A 19,362-nucleotide genomic window follows, 5' to 3' on the forward strand; every position below is an offset into this window, starting at 1 on the left:
TTTCAGGAATTCGCTTTCGCGCTTTCCCTTGCGGCGGGGTCAAACACTACCAGGCTTTCTCACTGCCCCTGACCACCCCTCCGCAGGCACGCAGAGGTGTAGACCACTGGGGTTAGGATCTGGCTTGATAGGTGCTGCCGACCCACGACTCGAAGTCGCGTTGGGGTCAAGCAGGAGTACGACAGTACATCCCACCGCCAGTAGAGGCAAATCGTTTCTGGCTGGTCCTAGGTCTGCTAACTGGTACGTCTCGTGCGGAACCGGGACTTCCTATGACATACGCTTCTGAACAGTACGCCGTCCAGGACAGGCAGTGACGGCGCCACACCATCTCCGCCCCTGGGAGGCTTCCCATGACAACCGTGACGTCGCCGCTTGCTGGACGCGCCATCGGTCTCGCCGCTGTACCCGACCCGGTCTTCTCCGGTGCGATGGTCGGTCCCGGCACCGCCATCGATCCCGTACGTGAGCCGTCGGAGGCCGTGTCGCCGGTCGACGGCGTCATCGTCTCTCTGCACCCGCACGCGTTCGTCGTCGTCGACGGCGAGGGACACGGGGTGCTGACGCACCTCGGGATCGACACCGTTCAGCTCAACGGGCAGGGCTTCGAGCTGCTCGTGAGCAAGGGGGACACCGTGACGCGGGGACAGGCCGTCGTCCGTTGGAACCCCGCCGAGGTCGAGGCCGCCGGTAAGTCCCCGATCTGCCCCGTCGTGGCCCTGGAGGCCACGGCCGACTCCCTCTCCGATGTCGTGGACAGCGGCGACGTGAAGGCCGACGACCAGCTCTTCAGCTGGCGCTGAGGCCGGCGTCGTCCTCGTGACGACCACGAGTTCGACATTCATCGCGGCGGCCGGATGCCGCCGCTCTATCGGAGACGGGTGAGATGGAGACAACGCTGCGAGGCGTCGGCGTCAGCCACGGTGTGGCGATCGGCGAGGTCCGGCACATGGGTACGGCGGTTCTCGAACCGCCGGCCAAGCAGATTCCCGCCGAGGAGGCGGAGCGCGAGCAGGGGCGCGCCCGTCAGGCCGTGGAGGCTGTGGCTGCCGACCTGATTGCGCGCGGCAATCTGGCCGGCGGTGAGGCTCAGCATGTGCTGGAGGCCCAGGCGATGATCGCCCAGGACCCCGAGCTCATCGCCGACGTCGACCGTCGGATCGCGGTCGGCAGCACGGCCGAGCGCGGTATCTACGACGCGTTCTCCCACTACCGCGAGCTGCTCGCGGGCGCGGGTGAGTACATGGCCGGTCGCGTGGCCGACCTCGACGACGTGCGGAACCGTATCGTCGCGCGCCTCCTGGGTGTGCCGATGCCGGGTGTGCCGGACAGCGACGAGCCGTACGTACTGATCGCGCGGGACCTCGCTCCGGCGGACACGGCGCTGCTCGACCCGGCGCTCGTGCTCGGCTTCGTGACCGAGGAGGGCGGGCCGACCAGCCACAGCGCGATTCTCGCGCGGGCGCTGGGTGTGCCGGCCGTCGTGGCGCTGCCGGGTGCGGGGGAGATCGGCGAGGGCACGGTGATCGCCGTGGACGGTTCCACCGGTGAGCTCTTCGTGGAGCCGACCGAGGAGCGGAAGGCGGCTCTGACCGCGGCCGCCGCGGAGCGCAAGGCCGCGCTGGCCGCGTCCAGCGGTCCGGGTGCGACCTCGGACGGGCACAAGGTGCCGCTGCTGGCCAACGTCGGTGGTCCGGCGGATGTGCCGGCAGCGGTGGAGGCCGGGGCTGAGGGTGTCGGTCTGTTCCGTACGGAGTTCCTCTTCCTGGACGACAGCAAGAAGGCTCCGTCGGAGGCGAAGCAGGTCGAGGCGTACCGCAAGGTGCTCGAGGCCTTCCCCGAGGGCCGTGTGGTCGTGCGGGTGCTGGACGCCGGTGCGGACAAGCCGCTCGACTTCCTGACCCCGGCGGACGAGCCGAACCCGGCGCTGGGTGTCCGGGGTCTGCGTTCGCTGCTCGATCACCCGGACGTGCTGCGGACGCAGCTGACCGCGCTGGCGAAGGCCGTCGAGGGCCTGCCGGTGTACCTCGAGGTCATGGCGCCGATGGTGGCCGACCGTACGGACGCGAAGGCGTTCGCCGACGCGTGCCGTGAGGCGGGGCTGCAGGCCAAGTTCGGTGCGATGGTGGAGATCCCCTCCGCCGCTCTGCGGGCCCGTTCGATCCTGCAGGAGGTGGAGTTCCTGTCGCTCGGTACGAACGACCTGGCGCAGTACACCTTCGCCGCCGACCGTCAGGTCGGTGCGGTGTCGCGGCTGCAGGATCCGTGGCAGCCGGCGCTGCTCGACCTGGTGGCGCTGTCCGCCGAGGCGGCCAAGGCCGAGGGCAAGAGCTGTGGGGTCTGTGGTGAGGCCGCTGCGGATCCGCTGCTGGCCTGTGTGCTGACGGGCCTGGGTGTCACCTCTCTGTCGATGGGTGCCGCGTCGATTCCGTACGTGCGGGCGACGCTCGCGAAGTACACGCTGGCTCAGTGCGAGCGGGCCGCTGCCGCGGCTCGGGCCGCCGACACGGCCGAGGAGGCCCGGGTGGCCGCGCAGGCGGTGCTGTCCGGGGAGTGATCCCGGTTCGTTCGTTGGTGTAGAAGGGGCTTCCCGTCACGGATGTGGCGGGGAGCCCCTTCGGCGTCAGTGGTGGGTGGGCCGGTCGTCCTCGTCGGGGGCGAGGGTGAATCCGGCCCGGTAGTCGACGCCGGGTTCCGGGGCGATCGGTTCTCCGGTGGCTGCGTCGGTGCAGTAGGCGCTGAAGACTTCGGCTTCCGTGAGGGGGTGCAGGGTCCCCGCGGTGAGGCGCCAGCCGTGGAGGCGGTCGCGGGTTCCCGGGCTTGTGGTGCGCAGGACCACTCCCCCGGGTTTGTCGAGGGCGATGCCCGCGGCGAGGACGGTGGCGAATTCGGCGCCTTCGCCGCTGTCGAGGTGGGCGGGGCCGTTCCCCTCACGGGTCGCGTGGAGGACGGCGAGGAGGTGTTCGTCGTCGGCGGGGACGCTGCAGACCACGTGGTGGCTGCCAGGCCCTGCTGCTTCGAGGAGTCGCATGAGCAGGCGTGAGGCCTGTTCGAAGGCGGCTCGGCCGATGTCCTCTCCGCAGCCGGCGCACTCTCCGGCACCGGCGAGGAGTGTGGTGGCGTACTCCCAGGTGGCGTGGCGGACGGCGGTGTCGATGAGGGTGGGGACGAGCGTGGTCATGGGCTGGCCCGTATAGGGGACGAGGGCGCCCGTCGCTGCCAGTTCCGCGGTGTAGCGGCTGCGGCTGGCGGGGCGGTCGGGGTCGATGCCGGTGTCCTGGCAGTACTGGGCGTACTGCTCGGGGTCGAACAGGGCGACCGTGGTGTGGCCGCCCTGGGTGGCGAGGGCCCTGAGGAGGCCCTCGACCTGCTGGAGGTAGGCCGGGTGGTCGTCGAAGGCGAAGGTGGCGTACCGGCGCATGGCCGTGAAGTCGTCCTCGTCGGCGAGGAGGCCTACGGTGCTGGGAACTTCGCGGCGCAGGGCGCGGCGCATGGATGTGGTGGTGCCGGACTTGGTCATGTCTCCCCCTGAGCGCTGTCGATCAGTGCTCACTCACCGTAACCGAGGGCACTGACAGTGACGGCTTGGTCGTCCGGTCGCGGATCAGACGGTGCTGGGCCGCGCCCGCGGCGACGAGGCCGAGGCCGAGGAGGGGCCAGGCGAGAGGGCCGGCGGACATGACGCCGGTGACGAGGAGGGGGCCGGCGAAGCGCTGGCTCGAGTGGGCGAGCCCGTGGACGCCGAGGTAGGCGCCCTGCGCCTCGGGCGGGGCCAGTGCGACGGAGAGTTCCCAGGAGGCCGTCGCGTGGATGATCTCGGCGAAGGTGAGGGCGACGACCGCGACGACGAGGGCGGTGACGGCGAGGGCGGGTCCGCCGGCCGCGGAGGCGGCGAGGGCGAGGGTGCCGAGGACGAAGAGGCCGGTGAGCGGGACGAGGAGTCGTCGGGCGGCCGGGGTGGTGGCGCCGAACCGGGAGAGCGGGACCTGGAAGATCACGACCAGGACGGTGTTGAGGACCAGCAGCAGCGGGGCGAGCCCGACCGGTGCGGCGGTGGCGTGGACGATCCAGAGGGGGACGGCGACCTGAAGGATCGTGTCGTCGAGGAAGAGGGCGGCGTCGGTGGCGGTGTAGCCGAGGAACGTGCGGTCGCGCCAGGGGGAGGCCGGCGCGGCGGGTGGCCGGTCGTCGGCCTGGGCGGAGGCGGCGGCGATGCGGGAGGGGGCGGGTGGCTCGGCGCAGCGCAGGGTGAGGGCGGCGATCACCAGGTAGGTGACGACGTTGCCGATGAGGAGCAGTCCGTAGGCGCGGGTGCTGCCGGTGGCGAGTGCGGCGGCGGCGCCGAGGCCGCCGATCGACCAGCCGATGTTCACGGTGGTGCGCTGGATGGCCTGGTAGCGGACGCGTTCCGGGCCGGCGAGGCGGGCCGCGTACAGCTTGATGAGGACGCTGCCGGCGCGGTCGGGGAGGGCGCCGAGGGCGGAGTAGAGCGTCAACAGCAGGAAGTTGTCGGTGCTGAGCAGCGCGAGGAGCGCGCCGCCGCGCATGAGCTGGGCTCCGACGATGATCCGGACCAGGGGGAAGCGGTCGGCGAGGCGGCCGGCGAGCGGGGCTCCGGCGATCCCGACGCCGCCGGAGACCGTCATGAGGAGGCCGACCTGACCGAGGCCGAGGCCGGAGACGTACGTGAAGTAGAGGACCGCGCAGCCTGCCCAGAGGCCGGTGCCGGTCTTGTCGATGATGCTCACGAGGAGCATGCGGCGGCCGTCGCGGCCTCCGGGTATGCGATTGCGGACGGTGTGGTGCCGCGGACTCCGGCAGCTCACTCGGGATCCCCCTTGACCTGAGTATTGTATTGATACATAGTTCAGTACGTGGCAACACAATATTCGATCCAGGGGACGACGGCCAAGGAAATTGCCGCGTCCGTCGAGCGGGGCGTGGCGGACGGCGTACTCGCGCCGGGCGACGCGCTGCCTCCGGTGCGGAGGCTCGCGGACGAGCTGGGGGTCAGCCCCGGCACGGTGGCGACGGCGTACAAGGAGCTGCGGCGGCGGGGCCTGGTGGTGACGCGCGGCCGGGGCGGCACGGTGGTCGCGGAGGCGGCGTCGGTCGCCTCGCGGCGCCCGCCGCGGATGCCGCCGGGCTTGGTGGACCTGGCCAGCGGCCTTCCCGACCCCGCCTTCCTGCCGGTCATGCGGCCCCCGGCGGAGATCCGTCCGGTGCGCGGCTCGCACCGCGCCGCGCCTCGGCTCACGGCGTTGGAGGAGCTGACCCGGGCCTGGTTCGCCCGGGACGACGTGCCGGCGGAGGGGGTGACGTTCGCGCACGGGGCGCTCGACTGCATCGCCCGGCTGCTCTCGGTGGAGCTGCGGCCCGGGGACGCGGTGGCCGTGGAGGATCCCGGGTTCCACCACCTCCTCGACCTGGTACCGGCCCTGGGCCTGCGGATGGTGCCGGTGGCCGTGGACGGTGAGGGGATGAACCCGGACGCCCTGCGGGCGGCACTGCGAGGCGGCGTGCGGGCGGTGGTCTGCAGTCCGCGTGCCCAATGCCCCACCGGGGCGTCCTTCTCGCCCGCCCGGCGGGACGAACTGGCCGCGCTGCTGCGCGAGTTCCCCGAGGTTCTCGTCGTCGAGGACGACTACAACGCGCAGATCGAGGGCGAGTGGGCGCCCACACTGGCCGCCGCGGGGCTCGAACGGTGGGCGCAGGTGCGGACGGTCTCGAAACGGCTGGGCGTCGACCTGCGGTGGGCCGGGCTCGCCGGTGATCCGGTGACGCTCTCCCGGCACGACGGCCGGATGCTCATGACCTCCGGCTGGGTCAGCCACATCCTTCAGGAGACGGTCGTCGGGCTGCTGTCCGACCCGGCGGTCACGCGGCTGGTGGCGTCCGGCGAGGTCGCGTACGCGGAGCGGCGCCAGGCGTTGGTCGACGCGCTCGGCTCGTACGGTATCCGGTCCCAGGGAGCGAGCGGGCTCAACGTGTGGGTGCCCGTACGGGACGAGTCGGCCGTGGTCAACGGACTGCGGACGCGGGGGTGGTGGGTCGCGGCCGGGGCGCGGTTCCGGATCGCGTCGCCGACCGCGGTGCGGATCACGACGGCCGCCCTGGACATGGCGGCGGCGGGGCGGTTGGCGTCGGACTTCGCGGAAGTGCTGGGAGAGGCACAGGCGACGTACGAGGGGTGAGGGGGATGTGCTCGGGGGTGGGGCGGTCGCCGTGCGGCTGCCGGCCCACCCCCGTCACTCCGATCACTCGGCCCGCTTGCGGGCCACCTCCTCGTAGAAGTGCAGCAGGTCGAGGTTGTCGACCGAGCCCGGGTTGACCGCCTTGGACATCGGGGTGCCCTGGAGGAGGCGCTTGACGGGCACTTCGATGCGCTTGCCGGTGAGGGTGTGCGGGACCCCGGGGACCTCGATGATGTCGTCGGGGACGTGGCGCGGGGAGAGCTCGGTGCGGATCGTCTGCTTGATACGGGCGATCAGCGCCTCGTCCAGGGCCGCGCCTTCCGCGAGGTGGACGAAGAGCGGCATCCAGTAGCCGCCGTCGGGCTCTTCGAGGCCGATGACGAGGGATTCGCGGATCTCCGGGAGCCGTTCGACGGCCTCGTAGATGTCCGCGCTGCCCATCCGCACGCCCTGGCGGTTCAGGGTGGAGTCGGAGCGGCCGTGGATGACGACCGAGCCGTGGTCGGTGATCGTGATCCAGTCGCCGTGGCGCCAGACGCCGGGGAACATCTCGAAGTAGCTGTCGCGGTAGCGGCTGCCGTCCGGGTCGTTCCAGAAGTGGATCGGCATGGACGGCATGGGGTTGGCGACCACGAGTTCGCCGACCTCGCCGATCAGCGGCTTGCCGGAAGGGTCCCAGGACTGCAGGTCGGTGCCGAGGCCGGCGGCCTGGAGCTCGCCGATGTGGACGGGGAGGGTGGGGACCGCTCCCGCGAAGCAGGAGCAGACGTCCGTGCCGCCGCTGACCGAGGCGATCCAGAGGTCCTCACGCACCTCGTCGTGGAGCCAGCGGAAGCCGTCCGGCGGGAGGGGGGAACCGGTGGTCGCGACGCACTTGATCGTCGAGAGGTCGAAGTCCCGGGCCGGGTGGACGTCCGCCTTGGCGCAGGCCATGACGTACGCGGCGGAGGTGCCGTACAGGGTCGCCCGGGTCCGCTCGGCCACGCGCCACTGGGCGCCGGTGTCGGGGTAGCCGGGGCTGCCGTCGTAGATGACGACCGTGGTGCCGGTGAGCAGACCGGAGACGAGGAAGTTCCACATCATCCAGCCCGTGGAGGTGTACCAGAAGAACACATCCTCGGGGCCGAGGTCGCAGTGGAGGCCGAGCTGCTTCAGGTGTTCGATGAGGATGCCGCCCTGGGACTGCACGATCGCCTTGGGCAGGCCCGTGGTGCCGGAGGAGTACAGCACCCACAGCGGGTGGGAGAAGCCGACCTGCTCGAAGACCGGTTCCACGTCGGCCGCCGTGAGGTCCGCCCAGGCGAGGGCGCCCTCGGGGGGCTCGGTGCCGAGGAGGGGGATGTGGACCACGGCGCGGAGTGTGGGCAGTTCGGCGCGCAGCTCGGCCACGGTGTCGCGGCGGTCGTGCTGCTTGCCGCCGTAGCGGTAGCCGTCCACGGTGAACAGGACGACCGGCTCGACCTGCTGGAAGCGGTCCAGGACGCTGCGTGCGCCGAAGTCGGGCGCGCAGGAGGTCCATACCGCGCCGACGGCGGCGCTGGCGAGGAGGGCGACGACGGCCTCGGGGACGTTGGGCAGGTACCCGCTGACGCGGTCGCCCGGGCGTACGCCCAGGGTGCGGAGCTCGGCGGCGAGGGAGCCGACCTGGCGGCGCAGCTCGGCCCAGGTGATCGGGCGCGGCTCATGTGTCTCGTCCACATGGAGCAGAGCCGGCTCGTGGGGGCGCTCGTCCGCGGCGCGCAGGGCGTGCTCGGCGTAGTTGAGGGTGGCTCCGGGGAACCACTCGGCGCCGGGCATCGAACGGTCGCCGAGGACGCGTTCGTACGGGGTCGAGAAGCGGATGTCGAACCACTCGGCGACGGCCTGCCAGAACGACTCCAGCTCGTCGACCGACCAGCGGTGCAGGGCCGGGTATCCGCCCTCCGACGGGGCTCCGTGGCGCTCGGCGGCCCAGGCTTGGAAGCGGGTGACCGCGGCTGCGGCGATACGTTCCTCGTCCGGCTGCCAGAGCGGCTCGGTGTGCGCTGATGTCATGGGGTGGCTCTCCCTGGGCGTACGCGGGGTCTGCGTGTGTCGCGCGCACGTGCTGGGGTGTGCGCGTGACGCGGCTGACAGGGACGATGCCATGTGATCGTCTTTCGCACCAGGGTTCCCCGCCCATGGTCGGACGGTTGAATATGTGCTCTCACCACGGGTGAACGGCAGTTGAACGGACCTCGCGCGGGCCTCGCCGAATGGCAGGGTGAGCTGCATGGACGGTCGTGAGCTGGTGCGTTCGGTGAGGGTGTTCGGATCGGTGCGGGGATTGCGGGCGGTGCGTTCGGCGTGGCGGCAGCGCCGGACGGATGCGTGGGGGCTGCCGCCGAGAGGTACGGAGCGGGCACGGGTGCCGGGGCCGGTGGGCGAGGCGGAGCCGCTGCCGGGCGGAGGCATCGTCCGGTTCGCCCGCTCGGAGCTCCGGATCAGCGTGTCGGCCGGGGGCACCGTCTTCTGGGGCTGGGACGGGGCCGAGCCGCTGCCGTCGTACGCGCTGGCCGGTGAGGCGCCGGAGCCGGACCCGCGGGCCGCGCTGGAGCCGGACACCGACGGCGGCTGGCGGGTGGTGTCGGAGCGGGTGACGGTCGCGGTCTCCCGGCACGGGGCGGTGGAGATCCGTACGCCCGGCGGGGTGGTGCTCCGGCGGGATCTGCCGCCGCGCTGGTGGGAGCCGGTCTCGGGCGGTGAGGCGCGGTGGGTGCAGCGGAGCGAGGTGCCCTCGGACGCGCGGTTCTTCGGGCTCGGCGGGCGTGCCTCGGGTCCGCGCCTGCGCAACGGTACGTACCGGCTGTGGAACACCGACCCCAAGGGGCGCTTCTCCCCCGGCGACGATCCGCTGTACATCACGATGCCCGTGCAGTTCGTCGTCGCGGACGCGGGGACGCATCTGGCGTTCCACGACAACTCCTGGGAAGGCCGGGTCACCCTCACCGAAGGCGAGGAGGGTGCCGGGTCGGGGCACGACCGGCCGGGGACCAGCGAGGTCCGGATGGGCGGCGGGCCGCTGCGGTGCTGGGTGGTGGTCGGTACCCCCGCGCGCGTGCTCCATGGCTGGGCGGCCCTGACGGGGGCCGCGGCGCTGCCGCCGTCCTGGGCGCTCGGACCGCAGCACGCGCGGTGGGGGTTCGGCAGCGAGCGGGAGGTACGGCGGGTGGTGGCCGGGTACCGCGAGCGGGGCCTGCCGCTGTCCGTGCTGCATCTGGACATCGACCACCACGACGAGCACCAGGTGTTCACGGTGGACCGCGAACGGTTTCCGGACCTGCCCGGGCTCGCTGAGGAGCTGCGGGAGCAGGGCGTACGGCTGGTGTCGATCGTCGACCCGGCGGTGAAGGCGGAGCCGGGCAACGCCGTGTACGACTCCGGGGCGGCGGCCGGCGCCTTCGTCCGCGACGGGCGGGGCAACGAGGTCCACGGCGTGGTCTGGCCGGGCGAGTGCGCCTACCCGGACTTCACGGACGCCGCGGTACGGGAGTGGTGGGGCGGACTGTACGAGGAGCGGCTCGCGCAGGGCTTCTCCGGGGTCTGGCACGACATGAACGAGCCGGTCTCCTTCTCCCCCTTCGGCGACCAGACGCTGCCGCGCTCGGCCCGGCACTCCCTGGAGGGGCGCGGCGGGGACCATCGCGAGGCGCACAACGTGTACGGACTGACGATGGCGAGGGCCGGCTACGAAGGGCTGCGCCGGCTGCGGCCGGACGAGCGGCCCTTCCTCTTCTCCCGCTCGGGGTGGGCGGGCATGCAGCGGTACGGCGGGACGTGGTCGGGCGATGTGTCGACGGGGTGGCCCGGGCTTCGGGCGTCGCTTTCGCTGGTCCTCGGGCTCGGTCTGTGCGGGGTGCCGTACTCGGGGCCGGACGTGGGCGGCTTCGACGGGAGCCCCTCGCCCGAGCTGTTCCTGCGGTGGTTCCAGCTCGGGGCGTGGATGCCGCTGTTCCGTACGCACGCGGCGATCGACGCCGGGCGCCGGGAGCCGTGGGAGTTCGGCCCCGAGGTCCTGGAGCACGCGCGCGTGGCGCTCGCCGAGCGGGAGCGCATGCGGCCGTACTTCGTCACCCTCGCCCAGCTCGCCCGGCTGACCGGGGCGCCGTACATCCGGCCCGTGTGGTGGGGTGCGCCGGAGGACAGGACGCTGCGGGACTGCGAGGACGCCTTCCTGGTGGGCGACGCGCTGCTGGTCGCCCCGGTGCTCGCCCGGGGCGCCGACCGGCGGGCGGTGCGGCTGCCGCGCGGGCGCTGGTACGACACGGCGACGGGGCAGGCGTACGACGGGCCGGGGCAGATCCTGCTCGACGCGCCCCTGTCCCGTGTCCCCGTGCTCGCCCGGGCGGGGGCGGTCGTTCCCGTCCGCGGTGAGGACGGTGGCCTTGAGCTGGAGGTGTGGGCTCCGCCGGCCGGGCGGACCGGCGGCGGGCTCGTCGTACGGGACACCGGTGACGGGTGGGAGCCGGCCGAGATCGAGCGGTACACCTCGCGGCTGGTGGACGGGCGGGTGGTGGTGGAGCGGATGACGGACGAGGGAGCGGTCGGGGTGGGGCTGCCGGTGCGGGTGAGGGGTGCGGAGGCGAGGGGGTAGCGGCCGACCGGCCGGATCACGGAGCACGGATGTTGGATCCCGGATGTCGGATCACGGATCACGGATCCTGGATGTTGGATGTTGGATCCGATATCCGCGATCCGAAGTCCGGGATCCAGGATCCCGGCTCCGTGGGTGTGCCTCTCAGGCATACCTTCCCGAGAACCAGCGCCTCACCGCCTCCGTGTGCAGGGGGAACGCCAGCTCCGTCGGAGCGTGGAGCAGGTGCCAGCCGGTCGTCTCGTCCGTGGGGACGGAGGGCGGGAGTTCGGCGACGGGGCGGGCCGGGAGGAGGCCGAAGAGGAGAAGGTGTCCGCCCGGCGAGCTGAGCGCGTCGGCGAGCCGGACGTCCTGCGCCGCCGCCTCGATCCCGGTCTCTTCGCGCAGTTCGCGGACGACGGCGTCCCGCCAGTCCTCGGCGTGGTCGATGAAGCCGCCGGGCAGGGCGACCTCGCCCTTGGCGGGCTGGATCGTACGGGTGATGACGACGAGGCCGCTCCCCCGCGCGTCCGTGACGGGGAGCAGGGTGACGGCGACAGGCAGCGGGTTGCGGTAGGCCACGGAGCCGCAAGAGGCGCAGGCGCGGGGCCAGTCGGTGGCATCGGCGTAGCGGGTGCCACAGCTGGTGCAGTAGGAGTCCTTCACGTCAGGACCGTATGCGATCACCCTTTCCCATGCCCCGCGGAACTGATAGACGGTGCACATGAGAGGACTCGCTTCCGTTTTACGTACCCTCGGTGTGTCGGCAGCCGCCGTGCTGCTGACCGCCACCGCCGCCGTGCCGTCCGCGCAGGCCGGACCGGAGCCGAAGGCGCCCAAGGAGTTCGTGGCGCTGAGTTCCGTGGACCGGACGATCATTCAGGAGATGCGCTACACCACGGTCCACAACTTCGTGGGCGAGCGGGTCGACGGCTATCGCCAACCGCTGTGCATACTGACGCGTCCCGCCGCCGAGGCGCTGCACCGCGCACAGCGGAGACTGCTCGCGCGGGGCTACTCGCTGAAGGTCTACGACTGCTACCGGCCGCAGCGCGCCGTGGACCACTTCGTGCGCTGGGCGAAGGATCTCGCCGACGAGCGGATGAAGAAGGAGTTCTATCCACTCGTCGACAAGTCGAGGCTGTTCGCCGACGGTTACATCGCGGAGAAGTCCGGGCACAGCCGTGGCTCGACGGTCGACGTGACGATCGTGAGGCTGCCCGCCGCGCCCACGCGACCGTATCTGCCGGGTGAGAAGCTGGTGGCGTGCTCCGCCCCGCGGTCCGAGCGCTTCCCGGACAGCTCCGTCGACATGGGCACGGGCTTCGACTGCTTCGACACGCTCTCACACACCGACGATCCACGGATCCAGGGTGCCCAGCGCGCCAACCGGCAGCTCCTGAAGGGGACGCTGGCCGAGCAGGGCTTCGTGAACCTGCCCGAGGAGTGGTGGCACTTCACCTTCAAGCCGGAGCCGTTCCCGAGCACGTTCTTCGACTTCCCGGTGGCACGGCGGTCGGTGGCCGGGCACTGACACCCGGAGGGTGACGAGCGGCCGGGGCCACCCCCGTGGGTCCCGGCCGCCCGTTCCGAACGTATGGACGCGATAAGGGTCCGTACGGTTCTCAGCGCGCGGCATCCGTGGCAAACTTCTGACGCTTCGTCAGCTGAAGGTGATCTCGGGGTCGGGGGAGGCCGTCATGGCACGGACGCGCAGGCCGGTGGTGGCCGGATGGTTCACGGACGGCAGCGGCGGGGGCGGGGCGGGCGGTGACGGGGACTTCCGGCTCCTGGGAACCCGCTGTACGGCCTGCGCCTCGGTCTTCTTCCCCCGTGAGGACACCTGGTGCCGCAATCCCGGATGCCCGGGCGGGGGCGAGCTCGTCGAGACCGCGCTCTCGCGACGGGGCCGCGTGTGGTCGTACACCGACGGCCGCTACCGTCCGCCCGCGCCCTATGTCTCCGACCCCGACGCGCCCTGGGAGCCGTACACGCTGATCGCCGTCGAGCTGGCGGACGAGGCGATGGTGGTGCTCGGACAGGCGGCGCCGGGGGTGCGGACCGACGATCTCGCCGTCGGCATGGAGGTGGAAGTGGTGCCGGGCGTCCTCAACGAGGACGAGGAGCACATCTGGACCACCTGGCACTGGCGGCCGGTGCACGCGCGCGTGGCGCGGGAGACGGAGGAGCGGTCATGAACGACGTCGCCGTCCTGGGCGCCGGGATGCACCCGTGGGGCAAGTGGGGCCGCAGTTTCGTCGAGTACGGCACGGCGGCGGCGCGGGCCGCGCTCGCGGACGCGGGGATCGGCTGGCGGGACGTCGGTTCGGTGGTCGGCGCGGACACGGTGCGGTGCGGGTACCCGGGCTATGTGGCGGGGGCGACGTTCGCGCAGGCGCTCGGCTGGCAGGGGGCGCGCGTCACCAGCGTGTACGCGGCCTGTGCCTCCGGCGCGCAGGCCGTCGGCACGGCGCGGGCCCAGATCCTCGCCGGTCTGGCGGACGTGGTGCTCGTGGTCGGCGCGGACTCGGCGCCCAAGGGCTTCTTCGCCCCCGCGGGCGGGGAGCGGCCGGACGACCCCGACTGGCTGCGCTTCCGGGTCCTCGGAGCGACCAACCCCGCGTACTTCGCGCTGTACGCCCGCCGCCGCATGGCCCTGTACGGGGACACGGTGGACGACTTCGCGCAGGTCAAGGTGAAGAACGCGGCGGCCGGAGCGCTGAATCCGCTGGCCCGCTACCGCAAGGCGGTGACCGCCGACGAGGTCGCGGCCTCGGCCGTCGTGGCCGATCCCCTGCGGCTGCTCGACATCTGCGCCACCTCGGACGGGGGCGCGGCGCTGGTGCTCTCCAGCATGGAGTTCGCCCGTCGGCACGGGCACCGGGGCCCCGTCCGTATCCGGGCTGTCTCCACCGTCACACCGACGTATCCGAAGGCGGTCCTGGACCTGCCCGACATCGCGACCGACTCGGCGGTCGCCGTCTCCCCCGCGCCGCACACCTTCCGGGCGTCGATCGCGCGCGCCGCGTACGAGGAGGCGGGGATCGGACCCGAGGACCTGTCGCTGGCGGAGGTGTACGACCTGTCCACGGCGCTGGAGCTGGAGTGGTACGAGGACATCGGGCTGTGCGGGGCCGGCGAGGGCGCGAAGCTGGTGCGGGAGGGGATCACGGCCCTGGGCGGACGGGTGCCGGTCAACACCAGCGGCGGACTGGGGTCGTTCGGCGAGGCCGTGCCCGCCCAGGCCATCGCGCAGCTCTGCGAGCTGACCTGGCAGCTGAGGGGCGCGGCGGGGAGCCGGCAGGTGCCCGGCGCGCGGGCCGGGCTCACCGCGAACCAGGGTCTGTTCGGGCACGGTTCGGCGGTCGTGGCGGTGCGCTGAACGACGACACCGGCCGCCTCGCCGGGTGTCAGGTGGCCACCGGCGTCCCCTGGTCCGCCAGGACCAGGGCGTGCTGTACGACCGCCACGAGGACGTTCTTCACGGACTCGCGGTCGCGGGCGTCGCACATCACCAGCTCGACCTCGGGGTCGAGGTCCAGCGCCCCGCGGACGGTCTCCGCCGGGAACCGCTGGGCGCCCTCGAAGCAGTTGACCGCCACCGTGAACGGGATGCCGCGCCGCTCGAAGTAGTCGATCGCCGCGAAGCTGTCCTCCAGCCGCCGGGTGTCCGCCAGCACGATCGCCCCGAGCGCGCCCTGGGCCAGCTCGTCCCAGAGGAACCAGAAACGGTCCTGGCCGGGCGTGCCGAACAGGTAGAGGACGAGGTCCTCGCGGAGGGTGATCCGGCCGAAGTCCATGGCGACCGTGGTGGTCGTCTTGTTCTCCACCCCGTGCAGGTCGTCGACGGGCCGGCCCGCCTCGCTCAGGATCTCCTCGGTGCGCAGCGGTCTGATCTCGCTGACCGCTCCGACGAGTGTCGTCTTGCCCACCCCGAAGCCGCCCGCGACCAGGATCTTCAAGGTCACCGGTTCGACGAACGGCTTGGTGCGGCTAGAGCGCCCGAAGGCCATTGATCACCTCGCGGAGAATGCTCACGTCCGGCAGCTCGGCCGGCGGAACGGGGCGGGTCACATGGACGAGTTCGTCCTCGACGAGATCCCCGACGAGGACGCGGACGACACCGACCGGGAGATCGAGTCCGGCGGCGAGTTCGGCGATCGACTGGGGCGTCTTCGAGCAGCGTTCGACGATCTCCACATGTTCCGGGGAGAGCGTCTGGTCACGGCCGGGGTCCTCGGCGGCCGGCTCGGGCACCACCACGGCGATCAGGTCGAGGCGGTGCCGGGTGGCGGCGCTGGTCCGGCCGCGGGTCATCGCGTACGGACGGACCACCGGCCCCGCGTCGTCGTCGAACCAGTGGTGCGCGGGCTGCGGCCCCTGGTCCCAGGGGTCCGCGGCGCGGGCGCCTTCGGTGGTGCGCCCGGCCGTGCCCTCAGTCGTGCCGTCAGTCATGGAGTCCCCCCACTCACCCTCCGGTGGACAGCCCGGAGCGCGGCGCCGTCCCCAGGTGGATGCCGACCCGCTTGACCATCAGCGTCATCTCGTAGGCGACCTGGCCGACGTCCGAGTCGGCGTCCGCGAGCACGGCGAGGCAGCTGCCGTCGCCCGCCGCCGTGACGAAGAGGAACGCGTCCTCCAGCTCGACGACGGTCTGGCGGACCCGGCCGGCCTCGAAGTGGCGGCCGACGCCCTTGGCGAGGCTGTGGAAGCCGGAGGCGACGGCGGCCAGGTGCTCGCCGTCCTCACGGGTCAGGTCGGCGGAGGCGCCCGTGGAGAGCCCGTCGCTGGAGAGCACCAGGGCCTTGCGGATGGACCCGACCCGCTGGACCAGCTCGTCGAGCAGCCAGTTCAGCTCTCCCTTGCCGTTTCCGGAGGTGTGGGTTGCTGCGGCGTTCGGTGCGGTCATCGACCGTCCCCCTCGGGTGTCGTTCCTGGTGCTGTCGTCTCGGCGTTCTGCCGTCGTCCGCGCTGCCAGCCGCGCTGCATCGATGCCATGCGGTTGCGCACTTCCTCGGCGTCCCGCTCGAAGTCCGTGGCGGCCGGGGCGGTCGAGCCGCCGGTCGCCTCGGATTCGGTGCGTTCGCCCGCCTCGCGCAGCTGGGGCGCGAGGCTCGCCTGGCGGACGCGGCGGGGCAGTCCGCCGAACGGCGCGGGGCCGTCGGGCGGTACGGGCACCAGCGTGGGCGGTGTGCCCGGCGCGTCGGTGTCCGGGGCGGAGATCGGGTGGGCGCGGCCCGGCTCGTCGACCCGGCGGCCGTGGTCCACGACCAACGTGGGCGGCCGGCGTCGGGGCAGCGGTACGGGGCCGCGGTCGTGGGCCGGGTCGGGCGACTGGTCCGGGGCCTGCTGGTGCTGGTCGCCGTCGGGCGCGGAGACGTCCGGGGCGGGAGCGAGGCCGCGGCGGTGGCCACGCGGGCGGAAGAGGCCGCCGCGCTCGCTCTCGGTGTCCTCCAGGTCCGCGGCGGAACGGTCGAGCAGGTCGTCGAAGCCGGCGGCGCCGAGGGGCGCTTCGAGCTCGACGGGGCCGTCGAGAGGGACGTCCACCGAGTCGTCGAGCGCCCCGTCCAGCAGCGACGAGGCCGTGGATCGCCGGGGGCCGTGGGCCGGGGCGGCTCCGCCGGGCACCTTGGTGAGCGCGGGGCGCCCCGGCCGGTCGGCCTGCCGGCCCTGGGGCCCGCGTTCCAGGGGCGTGCGGTCCGGAGAGGTACGGTCCAGGCGGAAACCCGCGCCCTGGGTCTCAGGGGCGTCGGTGAGCAGCGCGGCCGGGATGAAGACGACCGCGGTGGTCCCTCCGTACGGCGACGTCTGCAGCGAGACCCGGACGTTCTGGCGCTGGGCGAGCCGGCTGACCACGAAGAGGCCGAGGCGGTCGGTGTCGGAGAGCTCGAACTCGGGGGTCTCGGCGAGGCGGAGGTTGGCGTCGAGCAGGATGTCGGGGTTCATGCCGAGGCCGCGGTCGTGGATCTCCAGGGTGAAGCCGTTCGCGACCCGTTCGCCGAGGACCTGCACGGCGGTGTGCGGGGGCGAGAACACGGTGGCGTTCTCGAGGAGTTCGGCGATCAGGTGGGTGAGGTCGGCGACGGCGGGGCCGCCGACGCCGAGCCGGGGCAGCCGGCGTACCTCGATCCGTTCGTAGTCCTCGACCTCGGCGACGGCCGCGCGCACCACGTCCATGAGCTGCACGGGCTTGCGCCACTGACGCGAGGGCGCGGCGCCGGAGAGGATCACCAGGCCCTCGGCGTGGCGGCGCATGCGGGTGGTCATGTGGTCGAGGCGGAAGAGGTCGGCCAGTTCCTCGGTGTCCTCGGTGCGCCGCTCCATGGTGTCGAGGAGCGTCAACTGGCGGTGCAGGAGGACCTGGTTGCGGCGCGCGAGATTGACGAAGACCTCGGAGACGCCGCGACGGAGCTCGGACTGCTTGACGGCGGCCTCGACGGCGGCCCGCTGGAGGGTGTTGAGGGCCTGCCCGACCTGGCCGACCTCGTCGTCCTCGTACCGCAGGTGCGGCACCTCGGTCTCGACGTCGACGAGCTCACCGGCGGCGAGGCGGCGCATGACGCTGGGCAGGCGTACGCCGGAGACCTCCTGGGCCTCCTTGCGGAGCCGGCGCAGGTCGCGGACGAGTTCGCGGCCGACGCGGACCGAGACGACGACGGAGACGAGCAGGGCGAGGAAGCCGAGGACACCGGCGACACCGGCCTTGAGCAGCACGCTGTAGGCGGCGGGCTGGACGCGGTCCTGGTAGCGGTCGCCCGCGGCGGTGTTCTCCCGCGCGAGGTCGTCGAGGACCGGGTCGGCCCGCTCCTGCCAGCGCTCGGCGGTGACGGCGCGCGGGTTCTTGGCGGGGCCCGCGGCGATCAGGTCCTCCTCGGCGCGGCGCAGCGGCTCGGTGTCGGGGCTGCCCCAGTACCGCTCGAACCTCTCGCGCTCCGCGGTGGGCAGGACTTCGAGGTTCACTTCGTAGAACTGCTTGCGCTGGGCGACGAGGTCGGAGACCGCGCGGATCTCCTGGGCCGTGACGCGTTCGGAGATGAGCGCGGAGACGACCAGCGCGTCCTCGCGGGAGAGCATCTCGCGGCCGCGGACGACGCCGACGAGGGCGCGGCCCTGCTTGTCCATCTCCACGTTCTCGAGCGCGTGGAGGGTGATGAGGAAGCTGTAGCAGGGGTCGACCAGGCGGTTGTAGAAGTCGAGCGCCCGGATCCGGTCGATGCTGCGGTTCTCCACCGAGCGGCGCAGCGCGTCGAGGCCGTCGAGGGCGGTGAGCAGCGAGTCGAGCCGCTGCGAGGCCACGGGCCGCATCTCGTCCCGTACGCCGGACTCGGCGGCGTTCCGCCGGATGACCGCGATCTGACGGTCCGTCGCCTCGCGCTGGGTGCGCAGAGTGGTGAGGGCGTCCGAGGCGCGCGGGTCGGCGAGGTAGATCAGGGACTGCCGGCGTTCCTTCTGGATGACGCGCGCGGTGTCCTCGATCGGGTAGCCGACCTTGTCCACGATGTAGCCGACGTCGAGGAGTTGGTCGGCCTCGCGGCCGGTGAGCACGGTCGCGAAGCCCCAGAGTCCGGTGAGGGAGACGAGTGGTACCAGCAGCAACGCCACGATCTTCCGGCGGATGGACTTCCCGCGAAAGCGCATGGCCTCCCCCAGTTCGGCCGGCCCCCGCCGGGCGCGGAGGTCCTCCATTGCGACGCGCGGCGTCAACTCACAGCGTCAACACATGGCGTCAACCATCAGCTTCAACAAACGGCGGCGCGAGCCTACTACTGCATCACAGCCAACTCGAAGGCGCATCCGGACGATTTTCAGCCTCCCGAGTGAGTGTTGATCATGAGATGTCCCGGTATTCGGGGAGTTGGGTTCCGGATGTGTGGCGCAGGACACCTGGCCCGAGGTAGCCGACAGCTGTAAGGGGGATGGCTGGAAGTGTTCGTTCCGGTACGAAGGTGGGGAAACCTTTTCCCCTTGTGGAGCGTCATTGTGTACGGGGAGGGGTGTGTCCGCGTAAAACCGCTCAAGCCGGGCAGCCACCCCTGAGGACGACTCAGCGGTGGGGAGTGAGAGACGATGGAGTACGAGGCGCGATCCGCGCGGCAGTTGTGGGTGGAGGACGAGAAGGCCCGGCGCCGATTGCCGGACCCGGTGCGTACTGCCGCCGTGAGGGCCGTGATGATCACGTCGGTGACACTGATACAGGCGATGGTGGCCTTCTTCTGCGCGGTGACGAGTTCGTGGCTCGCGTTCCCGATGCTGCTGAGCTCCGTGGCCAGCACGGTCGTCGCGACCTGGAGCGTGCTCGATGTGTGGGTGACGCGTCAGGTGTGGCGGCAGCGGAACGGTGTGGTGTCCGAGCCGAGCAGCGCGGTGCGCGCGTCGCGGCGTGAACGGCGCCGGGCGGAGAAGGTCGCGCGGGCCGCGGCGATACGGCGCGCGGACGGGCCGACGCTGTCCGAGGCCGCCTGAGGAACGACTGACGCGAACGGCCCGGTCCCCTTGTGGGACCGGGCCGTTCGCCGTTCACACCGCTTCACCACTGCACGAGCTCACTGCTTGGTTAGCTCACTGCTTGGTGAGCTC

The 19,362-nt window shown here is 72.1% G+C and carries 16 protein-coding genes; 8 read left to right on the forward strand and 8 right to left on the reverse strand.

What is annotated here, in order from left to right:
• The first annotated feature begins 353 nt into the window (after nucleotides 1-353).
• On the forward strand, nucleotides 354-803 hold the full coding sequence (locus M5362_RS30310; RefSeq protein ID WP_260231038.1) for a PTS glucose transporter subunit IIA: 450 nt from the start codon (nucleotides 354-356) through the stop codon (nucleotides 801-803).
• 83 nt (nucleotides 804-886) lie between these two features.
• Complete coding sequence (gene ptsP, locus M5362_RS30315) at nucleotides 887-2,557, forward strand: phosphoenolpyruvate--protein phosphotransferase (protein WP_260231039.1); 1,671 nt, start codon at nucleotides 887-889, stop codon at nucleotides 2,555-2,557.
• 66 nt (nucleotides 2,558-2,623) lie between these two features.
• Here the strand turns inward: ptsP and M5362_RS30320 are convergent, their stop codons facing one another.
• Nucleotides 2,624-3,520: a hypothetical protein gene (locus M5362_RS30320; protein ID WP_260231040.1), complete on the reverse strand. Its 897-nt coding sequence runs from the start codon at nucleotides 3,518-3,520 to the stop codon at nucleotides 2,624-2,626.
• Between the two features lie 22 nt (nucleotides 3,521-3,542).
• Nucleotides 3,543-4,757, reverse strand: a complete 1,215-nt coding sequence (locus M5362_RS30325) for an MFS transporter (RefSeq protein ID WP_260231041.1) — start codon at nucleotides 4,755-4,757, stop codon at nucleotides 3,543-3,545.
• Nucleotides 4,758-4,874: 117 nt separating this feature from the next.
• On the opposite strand from M5362_RS30325, the gene M5362_RS30330 reads away from it, so the two are divergent.
• Nucleotides 4,875-6,194 (forward strand): aminotransferase class I/II-fold pyridoxal phosphate-dependent enzyme, encoded by a 1,320-nt coding sequence (locus M5362_RS30330; RefSeq protein WP_260231042.1) that lies wholly within the window; start codon nucleotides 4,875-4,877, stop codon nucleotides 6,192-6,194.
• A gap of 63 nt (nucleotides 6,195-6,257) precedes the next feature.
• Here M5362_RS30330 and M5362_RS30335 read toward each other — a convergent pair whose 3' ends face one another.
• Nucleotides 6,258-8,228 (reverse strand): acetoacetate--CoA ligase, encoded by a 1,971-nt coding sequence (locus tag M5362_RS30335; RefSeq protein WP_260231043.1) that lies wholly within the window; start codon nucleotides 8,226-8,228, stop codon nucleotides 6,258-6,260.
• Between the two features lie 217 nt (nucleotides 8,229-8,445).
• Between M5362_RS30335 and M5362_RS30340 the strand changes: the two genes are divergently transcribed.
• Nucleotides 8,446-10,806, forward strand: coding sequence for a glycoside hydrolase family 31 protein (locus M5362_RS30340; RefSeq protein WP_260231044.1), 2,361 nt, complete (start codon nucleotides 8,446-8,448; stop codon nucleotides 10,804-10,806).
• Between the two features lie 144 nt (nucleotides 10,807-10,950).
• On the opposite strand, the gene M5362_RS30345 is transcribed toward M5362_RS30340, so the two are convergent.
• Nucleotides 10,951-11,511 (reverse strand): NUDIX domain-containing protein, encoded by a 561-nt coding sequence (locus tag M5362_RS30345; protein ID WP_260231045.1) that lies wholly within the window; start codon nucleotides 11,509-11,511, stop codon nucleotides 10,951-10,953.
• On the opposite strand from M5362_RS30345, the gene M5362_RS30350 reads away from it, so the two are divergent.
• The 3 genes from M5362_RS30350 to M5362_RS30360 all read left to right on the forward strand — a co-directional run bounded on the left by M5362_RS30350 (nucleotide 11,510) and on the right by M5362_RS30360 (nucleotide 14,167).
• A complete protein-coding gene (locus M5362_RS30350) occupies nucleotides 11,510-12,319 on the forward strand; it encodes a M15 family metallopeptidase (RefSeq protein WP_260231046.1) in 810 nt (269 codons plus the stop codon). The two genes, M5362_RS30345 and M5362_RS30350, sit on opposite strands and share 2 nt — an antisense overlap.
• A 166-nt stretch (nucleotides 12,320-12,485) precedes the next feature.
• Entirely contained in the window at nucleotides 12,486-12,983 is a 498-nt protein-coding gene (locus M5362_RS30355; protein ID WP_260231047.1) for a Zn-ribbon domain-containing OB-fold protein, read from the forward strand.
• A complete protein-coding gene (locus M5362_RS30360; RefSeq protein WP_260231048.1) occupies nucleotides 12,980-14,167 on the forward strand; it encodes a lipid-transfer protein in 1,188 nt (395 codons plus the stop codon). Before M5362_RS30355 ends, M5362_RS30360 begins: the two co-directional genes overlap by 4 nt.
• A gap of 28 nt (nucleotides 14,168-14,195) precedes the next feature.
• On the opposite strand, the gene M5362_RS30365 is transcribed toward M5362_RS30360, so the two are convergent.
• Genes M5362_RS30365 through M5362_RS30380 form a run of 4 tightly spaced genes read right to left on the reverse strand, consistent with a single transcriptional unit; the run spans nucleotide 14,196 to nucleotide 18,423 of the window.
• Nucleotides 14,196-14,798 carry an ATP/GTP-binding protein gene (locus M5362_RS30365; protein WP_260231049.1) on the reverse strand — a complete coding sequence of 201 codons (603 nt, stop codon included), beginning with the start codon at nucleotides 14,796-14,798 and terminating at the stop codon, nucleotides 14,196-14,198.
• Nucleotides 14,779-15,240, reverse strand: coding sequence for a DUF742 domain-containing protein (locus M5362_RS30370; RefSeq protein WP_260231050.1), 462 nt, complete (start codon nucleotides 15,238-15,240; stop codon nucleotides 14,779-14,781). Before M5362_RS30370 ends, M5362_RS30365 begins: the two co-directional genes overlap by 20 nt.
• A 13-nt stretch (nucleotides 15,241-15,253) precedes the next feature.
• Nucleotides 15,254-15,694 carry a roadblock/LC7 domain-containing protein gene (locus tag M5362_RS30375; protein ID WP_260231051.1) on the reverse strand — a complete coding sequence of 147 codons (441 nt, stop codon included), beginning with the start codon at nucleotides 15,692-15,694 and terminating at the stop codon, nucleotides 15,254-15,256.
• A complete protein-coding gene (locus tag M5362_RS30380; RefSeq protein ID WP_260231052.1) occupies nucleotides 15,691-18,423 on the reverse strand; it encodes a nitrate- and nitrite sensing domain-containing protein in 2,733 nt (910 codons plus the stop codon). Before M5362_RS30380 ends, M5362_RS30375 begins: the two co-directional genes overlap by 4 nt.
• 429 nt (nucleotides 18,424-18,852) lie before the next feature.
• Here M5362_RS30380 and M5362_RS30385 point away from each other — a divergent pair, with 429 nt between their 5' ends.
• The gene (locus M5362_RS30385; protein ID WP_260231053.1) at nucleotides 18,853-19,248 is read left to right on the forward strand and encodes a hypothetical protein; all 396 of its coding nucleotides are present in this window, start codon (nucleotides 18,853-18,855) and stop codon (nucleotides 19,246-19,248) included.
• Nucleotides 19,249-19,362 lie beyond the last annotated feature (114 nt).

Source organism: Streptomyces sp. Je 1-79 (assembly GCF_025195125.1).
In the GTDB taxonomy this organism is placed as follows: Bacteria; Actinomycetota; Actinomycetes; order Streptomycetales; family Streptomycetaceae; genus Streptomyces.

What these genes read in the sequence shown, in the direction of transcription:
- M5362_RS30360 (WP_260231048.1), top strand. Translation starts at nt 12,980, where the DNA reads ATGAACGACGTCGCCGTCCTGGGCGCCGGGATGCACCCGTGGGGCAAG.
- M5362_RS30310 (WP_260231038.1), top strand. Translation starts at nt 354, where the DNA reads ATGACAACCGTGACGTCGCCGCTTGCTGGACGCGCCATCGGTCTCGCC.
- M5362_RS30320 (WP_260231040.1), bottom strand. Translation starts at nt 3,520, where the DNA reads ATGACCAAGTCCGGCACCACCACATCCATGCGCCGCGCCCTGCGCCGC.
- M5362_RS30355 (WP_260231047.1), top strand. Translation starts at nt 12,486, where the DNA reads ATGGCACGGACGCGCAGGCCGGTGGTGGCCGGATGGTTCACGGACGGC.
- M5362_RS30370 (WP_260231050.1), bottom strand. Translation starts at nt 15,240, where the DNA reads ATGACTGACGGCACGACTGAGGGCACGGCCGGGCGCACCACCGAAGGC.
- ptsP (WP_260231039.1), top strand. Translation starts at nt 887, where the DNA reads ATGGAGACAACGCTGCGAGGCGTCGGCGTCAGCCACGGTGTGGCGATC.
- M5362_RS30340 (WP_260231044.1), top strand. Translation starts at nt 8,446, where the DNA reads ATGGACGGTCGTGAGCTGGTGCGTTCGGTGAGGGTGTTCGGATCGGTG.
- M5362_RS30325 (WP_260231041.1), bottom strand. Translation starts at nt 4,757, where the DNA reads ATGCTCCTCGTGAGCATCATCGACAAGACCGGCACCGGCCTCTGGGCA.
- M5362_RS30380 (WP_260231052.1), bottom strand. Translation starts at nt 18,423, where the DNA reads ATGCGCTTTCGCGGGAAGTCCATCCGCCGGAAGATCGTGGCGTTGCTG.
- M5362_RS30375 (WP_260231051.1), bottom strand. Translation starts at nt 15,694, where the DNA reads ATGACCGCACCGAACGCCGCAGCAACCCACACCTCCGGAAACGGCAAG.
- M5362_RS30365 (WP_260231049.1), bottom strand. Translation starts at nt 14,798, where the DNA reads ATGGCCTTCGGGCGCTCTAGCCGCACCAAGCCGTTCGTCGAACCGGTG.
- M5362_RS30385 (WP_260231053.1), top strand. Translation starts at nt 18,853, where the DNA reads ATGGAGTACGAGGCGCGATCCGCGCGGCAGTTGTGGGTGGAGGACGAG.
- M5362_RS30345 (WP_260231045.1), bottom strand. Translation starts at nt 11,511, where the DNA reads ATGTGCACCGTCTATCAGTTCCGCGGGGCATGGGAAAGGGTGATCGCA.
- M5362_RS30335 (WP_260231043.1), bottom strand. Translation starts at nt 8,228, where the DNA reads ATGACATCAGCGCACACCGAGCCGCTCTGGCAGCCGGACGAGGAACGT.
- M5362_RS30350 (WP_260231046.1), top strand. Translation starts at nt 11,510, where the DNA reads ATGAGAGGACTCGCTTCCGTTTTACGTACCCTCGGTGTGTCGGCAGCC.